General features: G+C 34.1%; 8 protein-coding genes and 1 pseudogene. 1 reads left to right on the top strand and 8 read right to left on the bottom strand.

Translation table 11 applies throughout. The annotated features are described in order from the left end of the window. Window positions 1-90: 90 nt before the first annotated feature. Window positions 91-261: pseudogene (locus tag K7G79_RS14345) on the top strand (XRE family transcriptional regulator); the annotation flags it as partial. A 578-nt stretch (window positions 262-839) separates the two neighbouring features. Here the strand turns inward: K7G79_RS14345 and K7G79_RS14340 are convergent. The 8 genes from K7G79_RS14340 to K7G79_RS14825 all read right to left on the bottom strand — a co-directional run. After that, window positions 840-2,045, bottom strand: a complete 1,206-nt coding sequence (locus tag K7G79_RS14340; RefSeq protein ID WP_223552291.1) for a hypothetical protein — start codon at window positions 2,043-2,045, stop codon at window positions 840-842. 180 nt (window positions 2,046-2,225) lie between these two features. Next, window positions 2,226-2,987, bottom strand: coding sequence for an outer membrane lipoprotein-sorting protein (locus K7G79_RS14335; protein WP_223552290.1), 762 nt, complete (start codon window positions 2,985-2,987; stop codon window positions 2,226-2,228). Between the two features lie 20 nt (window positions 2,988-3,007). After that, window positions 3,008-5,386 carry an RND family transporter gene (locus K7G79_RS14330; protein WP_223552289.1) on the bottom strand — a complete coding sequence of 793 codons (2,379 nt, stop codon included), beginning with the start codon at window positions 5,384-5,386 and terminating at the stop codon, window positions 3,008-3,010. Between the two features lie 2 nt (window positions 5,387-5,388). Continuing rightward, window positions 5,389-5,997: a TIGR02453 family protein gene (locus K7G79_RS14325; protein WP_223552288.1), complete on the bottom strand. Its 609-nt coding sequence runs from the start codon at window positions 5,995-5,997 to the stop codon at window positions 5,389-5,391. Between the two features lie 24 nt (window positions 5,998-6,021). Beyond that, complete coding sequence (locus K7G79_RS14320) at window positions 6,022-6,720, bottom strand: hypothetical protein (protein WP_223552287.1); 699 nt, start codon at window positions 6,718-6,720, stop codon at window positions 6,022-6,024. 30 nt (window positions 6,721-6,750) lie between these two features. Continuing rightward, window positions 6,751-7,938: an acyl-CoA dehydrogenase family protein gene (locus tag K7G79_RS14315; protein WP_223552286.1), complete on the bottom strand. Its 1,188-nt coding sequence runs from the start codon at window positions 7,936-7,938 to the stop codon at window positions 6,751-6,753. 108 nt (window positions 7,939-8,046) lie between these two features. Beyond that, on the bottom strand, window positions 8,047-8,889 hold the full coding sequence (locus tag K7G79_RS14310) for an AraC family transcriptional regulator (protein ID WP_223552285.1): 843 nt from the start codon (window positions 8,887-8,889) through the stop codon (window positions 8,047-8,049). A gap of 138 nt (window positions 8,890-9,027) precedes the next feature. Further along, a partial coding sequence (locus tag K7G79_RS14825) for a T9SS type A sorting domain-containing protein (RefSeq protein ID WP_223552292.1) occupies window positions 9,028-9,130 on the bottom strand: 103 nt, incomplete at its 5' end.

Here is a 9,130-nt window from a genome sequence, read left to right as displayed (position 1 = left end):
TTACTATAAACTCGTTTTTTCATGTTTCTAAGATATTTGTTTTGTAACAAACAGTCTTAAATTTTATGTCCGAATAAAGGTAACAACTCCAATACTAATTATAAGAACTATGAGGTGCATATAAGTGAGGTTTTTGAGCTTTGGGAGTTCACTTGCAGCATCAATACACAGGAATACTCAATGCAAGAGCTTAAAATTAGTAGTATTTTGAATATGTTTAATAGCCTAGGTGTTGAGCTTGAAGCTTTGAAAAAACTTTAAAATTTGTATAGACTCTATAGAACAAGCCTGTGTTTAAAATAAAGTATCTATTTAATTCCATATTCCACAAATGTGTGTATTAGCAGAAGTTTTAAAAATTGATATTATAGACCTCTTATTTTTTGATAAAAAAGTTGACGACTTGACGTCAACTTTGACAGGTTTTATTTAAGGCTTATGTGGGTAGTATACTTATCCAAATGTATACCTGATTTAAAACTGTTTAAATTCTGTATCCTTAATTCTAAAAAAAATTAGTCGCTTTTAATGCTAAATCAATATCAAACTCCTTACAGATAAAAATTATAATTGATAAAAAAACCTGATGCCCAATAATATAGTAAAATACCAGAATCAATTAGGGAAACGAAAGCATCATAACCTTGATTTTCTTCTTTACCTTCACCCCTTGGCGAAAAAATAATCGGTTGTCCATACATTCTTAAATTTAAGACTTGAGTAATTGATATAAAATAGTCTTCAATGACAGTCTGATCAACCCTGATAATGAAATATCCCTCAATTAGGAGCAGCTGTCTTGTAATTGTTGCCGCTAAATCTTATATAATTCGTTTGATTTAAAAGTATTTAATCAGGGTAATGCCCACAAAACTATCCTTTTTGAAATTTAACAAGAATAGTTCCTCTTCTGCTATGCTGGCAAGTAACCTGCCTTCCAATTCCAGTTTCATAGTGTTACCCAATCTCCTGGAGGCTTCTATACCTATTAATTTACTACTTTTTCCCAAATCACTGATAACCCCAACCAACATGGAAGTGTCCTGAACATCATTAAATGCCAATCGAATTCCTAAGAACAAATCATTTTGTAATGCATTATAAGTCATGGCGCCTCTTTCATCGTAGAGATATTCTGCTATTAATCCAAGGTCAATACCCGAGCTTTTTATATTACTGATGGTGTACTCAAAACCAGCTGTAAAGGCAAAAAACTTCTGAAGATCACTTGTCCTATAAATGGATTCCAATTTCCATAGAAACGCATTATGAGTAATTTGCAAATCCAATCCCACTTGGTGTATTATTGGATAAATAGCCATAGGTCCTTGCTGCAGATCGAATTGAATGAGTGGCTCTCGACTCGTACCATAAAAATAGGACAATCCCAAATCTATAATATTTATGCTATGACTGTATCGAAATGCAAGATCTTGATGCCATTCTTTTGCTGCATTTTCATAAAGCACATCATCAGTTTGTATGATTACCGGGAACCTAAATCGTCCTTTCTCTCCTGGCAAGGTTCTTTTTCTATGGTAGGGCAAATAGAAAATATCAAAAATCCCTAAATCAGTATACATAGAGAATTGTATCATTGGTTGGCCTAGTTTTTCTTCACCATCAAAACTTTCAATGGCATCTGTTTGGTTAACAATATCAACCAAATGATTACTTTCCGTTACACCCCAAAACACTTTTTTCAAACCAACACTTAATTCCCAATTATTTTTGATTTTATGAAAATAGAATTCCCTAAAATCGAAATGAGTTCTTTCTTTATCCACATCTACCCTTGCAAATCCTTCAATATTTAAACTATTATCACCCTCATTCCAATCGACCGTGTATTTTGGTCTTAAAGCCAGTGATGGATAATTTCGTTTTTGTCCTTCAAAAGCAGGGACTTCCAAAAAATATCTGTTATCTATTTCTACATCTAGCTCGACATCATGATGCCACGCTTTAGTACTTGAAATATCTTGACCATGTATCGAAAAATTTAGAAATAGAGCTAATAAAGTAAAGGTTAATTGTGATTTCATAATTCATTTTATATAGTTCAATCATGCAAATTATAACTGACTTTTATGTCATAACTAGCAACACATTTTTGCTAGATTATGTACTTATTCTGAGTTCTCTTTTGAAGACATTGGGGGGGGGTAATGTTTGACCCCCAATGTCATAATCAAACAACAAATTAAAATCTGAGCAAAACAATTTTAACCTCTCTTTAATGCGTTCTGGGTGAAATCGTCTTCGGTTAAATTTGCATCAAAATCATAATTTAAAAACTCCAATAGGGTTTCCTTTTTACTCTGATGATTTACCATTTTAAGACTTGATGCCCTCCAAAATTTATCCTTGTAAAACCTATAATCACTATAAGTCAAGGTTTTTAGCAAAGCGTTCTTTCTGTCGTAAAATTCAATTTTTTCAATACGATAGCTAGCACTCTTGTTATAAGTCACTACTCTTCTGGTATATCCCGATTTTGGATCAACTGGATATTGTTCAACTTTCAACAAGTTATTGTCTGCTTTTAAGAATTTATAAGTGTATTTCTCGACCTCTTGTGATGACAGGTCTTCATAAGCAAATTCACTTCCTACAAAAGGACCTGACTTGTTTGTAGAAGAAATACGTTTCACTCTTTTTATGGACGGCAAATACAACCATTGATCATCAGCCCCTAATTTATGTGTATATGTTAATGTAGAGGTGCCTTTAACATCCTTTGGGCTACTAAATACAATTAAAGATTTATCTCCATCTTTAATCAATTCGAGGGTTCTAACCTCTAAAGCGCGTTCACTAACTTGTCCATCCTTATTCTTTAAAGTCATCTTTAAATTTGAAGTAGAACTCTTGAAACCTAGATCAGCTTTTTCAGCTGCTTTTGCAATCTCTAACCCTTTATCTTGTGCTTGACTTACTGTTAAAAAGACACATAATAAAACCATTGTTAATAATACATTTTTCATTTTTTCTGTTTTTTTAATTATTATCTGTAATACAAAATTGAAGTATACTTTTTCTTTGCTTGTTTTATGGGACTGGTTATTATCAGTAAAGCAGGAAGCAATACGAAATCAATAATCAGTGCGGCAATAATGATGATTACGGTAATCCTGGCCATATAGCTATTGAGAGCAAAAGACGAAGTAGACAATACTGCAAAACCTGAAATCAATACCACCGTTGTAGTTACTAAGGCCTTACCAACCGTTTGAAAGGCATATTCTACAGCCCTTTGTGGTCCATAACCATATTCCCTTCGAGCTCTAAGGAATTTACTCATAAAGTGCACCGTATCGTCTACAATAATCCCCAAGGTCATACCAAATACGATGACCATGCCTGTATTTATTTGAGCTTTGTATAATGCCCAAACTCCAAAACCAACTAATACCGGGGCCACATTTGGAATTAAGCTGAGCAGACCGAGTTTAAAACTTCTTAAAGCCAACATGAGCACCAAAGAAATTAACACAAGGGCTATAATATTACCCGTTAACATGCTATCCGCTTGTCTGAATCCAAGTTTTGAAAACATGAGCATAGGGCTTACACCAATGGCATGCATATGATTAGGGACGTTTTGCTTTAACCAATCCTCACCACGTTTAGCAAAGGCTATCATATCAGGACTATCCAAATTTTTCACCGTTACGGTTACCCTAGATTCAGACTTATCTACATTAATTTGATTGTTGAGATCCAACCCAAAGGGTAAGGATAGCTCATATAGCAGTAAATATTGTGCTGCTTCTTCCCGAGTTTCCGGAATTTTATAAAAACTCTGATCATCACCATGCATTGATCTATTGATGCGACGTGCAATTTCACTAAAGACATTTACATGAATGACTTCTGGCTGATCGTATAGCCAATCTTCAAAATCGTTAAGTTTCTTTAAATACTCCGGATTATTAATCCCCCCACTTTCCCCACTGGAAATAGAGTATTCAACATTGTAAACTCCGGTTAAATTATCACTTATATAATCAGTATCAGATCGAAACTGAACGGTGTCATCGAAATAATTAATGAACTCGTCATTAAAGCTGTTGTTGGTCGCTATGTAAGTCAACCCGCCAATAACGGCCAAAGATAACACGGTAATGGCTATCGGCTGTCTAATCACCAAACTTGCTAAACCGGTGTACCAATCGAAATCAAATCTTTGGGTCTTATTAGCCACCTTCTCTTCACCTTTCTTAAAGGGTAGAATTGCCATCAATGCAGGTAAGGTTGTCGTAGAATAAATAAAGGCCATTGTCATTCCAAAAGCAACAATATTTCCTAAATCCCAAAAGGGCGGTACATCACCAAAATTCATAGTTAAGAACCCAATAACCGTTGTAAGGCTGGTTATGAAAACCGGCATGAAATTTAAACGCATCGACTCAACTAATGCATCATACTTATCCATGCCATCTTTACGGATTTTCTGAAGCATGGTAATAAGAATATGTATACTATCGGCCACTGCCAACGTTAAAATCATGGTTGGAAAAACAGAGGATGGTGGCGTTAATTTTATGTCCATAATCCCCACAAATCCCAATGCACTTGTTATAGAAAATAGGACCACTAATAGCGTAGCAAACGTACTTTGAAAATTTCTTGTTAATATGAAGGTTGTAATAATAACAATGAGCAACATGATACCTGTTAAGCCCATATCCTTCATGGAGGCTTCAAAAAAAGCCGTGGTTAAAGGAACCATTCCCGATGTATGAATCTCAAAGTGTGGATACTTACTTTGAAATTCAACCTTCATTTCCCTCATGAAATTCATAACCTCAGGAATTTCTTTGGCGCTATCTTCTCCAGGCAATCTAACAGTAATGTTTATTGCGGTAACACTCCCCTTTTCATTGATAATTCTATTTACCAACATAGGTTCTTTAAGGGCAATATACCTAATAGCCTCTATCTCTAAGTCGCTCTTACTTGCCGCGTCGTATGATAAATCATCAACATACAAATCATCATCAACGGCTCTGGTATATTGAAAATTAGTGATGGCATCTACTCTTGAAGAATAAGGTGTATTCCAAGCATTTGCTGTTAGTTCTTCAATAGCGGTTAGATTTTCTCTAGTAAAGACATTTTTGTTTTTTGGTGATAAAACCAATATTACATTGTCATCTTTGGTATACTTATCTTGCAAAGCATCAAAAGCTTCTAGCTCTGGATTTGATTCACTAAAGAAAACATGGTAATCGCCATCAAATTTCATAGTTCCCTGTAGTCCCAAGTATACAGTCAGCGCAATGGACGCTATTAAAACAGCCCATTTATTTTTGATTACAAATCTTGCCCAATTAATAGCAAACTTGTTCGCTGAATTTTTTATTTTTTTATATGCATTCATAATTAATTATTTAAAATCTTTTTAAAAGTATCAGTCACTGGTTTTGACATCCGCCAGTACGTTAGCAATAATTCATTTAGACCCTCATTATCTATTATGTGAGCTGGAATTAAGGTTTGAAACACCATACTGTTTTTACTAGTAATTAAACCACCAAATGTTCTCTTAAAATGAGTGTTTTGTACAACCTCATTAATTTTACTTATGTTTTGTTCAATTTGCTTAATTTGAGAAGGTGTGAGCTTAAAACATCCTAAAGAAATTTTAATATACTCCGAACCAATTTCTAAATAGAATCCAGGTTCTTCACGATGTTTTCTGCCTTTTGAACTTATTAAAACCGACTTATATAATTTATAAGGTTTACCACCTTTAGAAAATCGCATGTCATTATGAATTCTAAATATAACCTCCGAGGCTTTTATTTTGATACTGGGATCTTCTGTTTTAATAGTTTTCATCATATCTTCAATGAGGTGGTAAAAGGGTTCATCAACATATGCTTCATAATGAGCTTTGTTTGACAAAAACCACTCACGATTATTATTTCTATCTAACGCTTCAAAAAATGTTATGTAGGCTCTCGTAAAATATTTTGTAACCGTTTCCATTTTTTTATTTATTCAAGTCGTTTGTTATTTTGTATTCAATAAAAGTTTTCGTAGAGTTATAATATGCTGAATTAAGGCTATTGGTGCAGCTATACCAATTATCAACATCATGGGAAACGAACCTGCCATGGCTGTATTAGGCAATCCATCGTACCAAATAGGATGGTAGGAAAGTAAAATATATAGTACTATTAATAAGTCTGTTGTTCCGACCAAAGTCAAAACCCAAGAGGACAGTCTAGCTTGTTTTAAATTGTTCCTAACTAATATTAAGGTGACTAAAGCAATAATACCGGTTAGTACGTCACCATATCCAGAAGCCAAAAATGCTTTAGGTCCCATTTCCCAAATAGCCACTAGAAAAAAAACCGCTCCTAATAGCCTCCACAATTGCCCTAGTGCCAAATTCTTAAAGGACAGATTATCGAGTATCGCCTTAAAGTGTTTATTTATAAATAAGGATAACACAATAAAAACAGGAACAAAAAGTCCTATTAAAAATTTTGGGAACCACACATCCGGTCTATAGGTAAAAGTATCGGTTAGGGTTAATATGTAAATAATCGCTACCCAAATACAAATACCAACCCATAAAGATTTCTTGTAAATTATCTTTAAATTGTTTTCTAGGTTGGAAGCATTTATTCCATCCCAAAAAAGCAATAAGAACAGCCCAGCTGCTAGGAGGCTAATTAGTACTGAAATTATAGTTACAAGTGTCATAATATTGGTTTTAAAAATTATTGTTTGCGTTTAACTTTGTTTTATAAGATTGCTGCTAGATGCTTGCTTTTCTTCAGGTTTAGATTGATTATCAAACCCCTTTAATATCAAGTTTCCTGTAAAGTCATATTGATCCCATTTCGGTAATGGGTGGAAATTTCCAGCCTGTACATCTCTAAACATGCGCTCTATGGCATACGATTTAAAGAAGCTTTGTCCACCAATCATATCCATGCATTGATTAACAGTAGCTATACAGCCTTCGGTAACATTAGTTTTAAGGCTTAATATATCTGTAGAGATCTTACTATCTGGGATAAAATTGATATCTCCAGTAATGGCTACCATATGCTGCCACTGTGTTAGTGCCTGCAAGTAGGCATTATATGTCTTTCCAATTATATAAGTGAGGTGTTTTTGATTTTTGGAATACTTTTTACCTATTTCAAGGGCTTTATTGAACGCTCCCTCAGCTATTCCAACATATGCCGACATAATTAATGGCATGGCCACTGGAATGACTACATTCCAAACACCATGAAATTCGCCTTGAGATCTTTGTAATGATATTGCTGAATCTGGAATAAATACATTTTCAAAAACTATTGTTTGAGATCCCGTTGATCGCATCCCCATTACATCCCAATTGTTCAGAATATTAACACCATATGATTTTGTTGGTACACCAAAATGAAGTACCATATTCCCTTTATCAGCATCCTGGTAAATTCCACTTGAAATGACGAGGTCACCAGCAACAGACTGACTGGCAAAATGCTTTTTACCTGTAAACAAATAACCTCCTTCTGTTTTTATTAAGTTCCCGTTAGAACTTAACCAATCCCTTGCTCCCGTGCTTATGAGAACCAATTGGTGCTTAGCAACATTTTTCAGTAATATGTCATTGGAACCATCTTGTTTATATTTCCATACGCTTGCAGCTATTAAATGCTGATGCATAGAAAGCGCTAATGCCGTTGACCCACAAGACTTACCTATTATTTTAATGCATTCGGCCATTGTTCTATAAGTCATACCCTGGCCTCCCAATTCTTTCGGAACAAGTGCTGAAAAATATTGGTGCTTTTTTAAGACGCCATAATTGGTATAAACAAAATCTCCATTGTCATCATGTGTTTTAGCACGGTCTTTAAATTCGATTGATAATGTCTCTGTTAATGTTATCCAGAAATTTTTTGTCCTATCTGTTATCATCATTGCACTATTTTAAAGTTTTAATGCAAAGGAATAGAACAAGGACGTTTTGGGTTTTTCAAAAAAGTCCAATGTCTTGACTGAGAAGTCCAGACTGTAAAATAGTACCCTTTAGGCGTCTATATGACGATAAATGGACGGAGTTGTCCCGTATTTAGATTTAAATGCCCTACTGAAATGCGCCGCACTTTCAAACCCACAATCATATGCTATTTGGGAAATAGTATCTGAATGATTTTTCAAAAGGGTGGCCGCCTTTTTTAGTCGTCTATCCAAAATCCATTTTCCAGGGCTGGTGTTGTAGTGATTCTTGAAATCTCTCTTAAAACTGGATTTACTACGATTACAAAGAGCCGCTAATTGATCTAAATTTAGATTATATTGAAAATTAGCTTCCATAATATTAGGTATAGAAGGCAGTTCGTTTAGAACAACATGCTTTAAATAAGAACTTATATTAAGGTTATCCCTATTGTAGATAAGACTTAACATGAGTTCTTTAGCTTTTAACTGAAGTAAACTATTAAGAGGTTTGCTTGTATCATAAAAGTAGCCCAGTAAGGACTGAAAAAATGTTTCTAGTTCTGAATTGATGTTAATCTTGGTAATACTAAAACCATTAGAATCTTTAACATCCTTTATCGGTATGGTATTAATGTCGTCTCTCAAACTTGACTTAATGATGTCATCTGAAAAAAAGACACCTAACATACAGAAATCTTCCTTCAAGTTTTGTTTGATTACAGAAGCTCCTTTTTTTACATAAATAGCTTCCCCTTTCTTAACCAGCCATTGAGATTCTTTTGTGCTCCATGTTTTTTCGCCACTCAAAATATATACGATATAATCGTACCGAGACCAGATTTCAACTGTGTCTTGTTCAATCGGACACTTATATTCAACAAACAAAAGATTACCAACCTCAAATTTATTGAAGACGATGTCACTTTTCATGGTTTCATAAAAGTCGTAAATCATCGATAAAAGAGTGTTACGTCATTTACAAATTTAAACAATTTATAGTTGGGTATAAATCAGCTCTTCTTTCGACAGTTTTCAATATTGAAAGTAAAATTTGTGTTTTAGTTATCCTTATTCTTTAATAAACTTAAACGTAGACATTTTATCACCTTGAGTGATTCTTAAAATATATACTCCTTCTGTTAAGAGTTCAACATTAAAATAGTTGTTGTTA

Source organism: Aestuariivivens sp. NBU2969 (assembly GCF_019931125.1).
In the GTDB taxonomy this organism is placed as follows: Bacteria; Bacteroidota; Bacteroidia; order Flavobacteriales; family Flavobacteriaceae; genus Aestuariivivens; species Aestuariivivens marinum.
This window is presented reverse-complemented; position numbering and strand designations above follow the sequence as displayed.

Excerpts from the sequence above, each read along its gene's own strand:
- K7G79_RS14340 (WP_223552291.1), bottom strand. The coding sequence starts at position 2,045 with ATGAAATCACAATTAACCTTTACTTTATTAGCTCTATTTCTAAATTTT.
- K7G79_RS14335 (WP_223552290.1), bottom strand. The coding sequence starts at position 2,987 with ATGAAAAATGTATTATTAACAATGGTTTTATTATGTGTCTTTTTAACA.
- K7G79_RS14330 (WP_223552289.1), bottom strand. The coding sequence starts at position 5,386 with ATGAATGCATATAAAAAAATAAAAAATTCAGCGAACAAGTTTGCTATT.
- K7G79_RS14325 (WP_223552288.1), bottom strand. The coding sequence starts at position 5,997 with ATGGAAACGGTTACAAAATATTTTACGAGAGCCTACATAACATTTTTT.
- K7G79_RS14320 (WP_223552287.1), bottom strand. The coding sequence starts at position 6,720 with ATGACACTTGTAACTATAATTTCAGTACTAATTAGCCTCCTAGCAGCT.
- K7G79_RS14315 (WP_223552286.1), bottom strand. The coding sequence starts at position 7,938 with ATGATGATAACAGATAGGACAAAAAATTTCTGGATAACATTAACAGAG.
- K7G79_RS14310 (WP_223552285.1), bottom strand. The coding sequence starts at position 8,889 with ATGAAAAGTGACATCGTCTTCAATAAATTTGAGGTTGGTAATCTTTTG.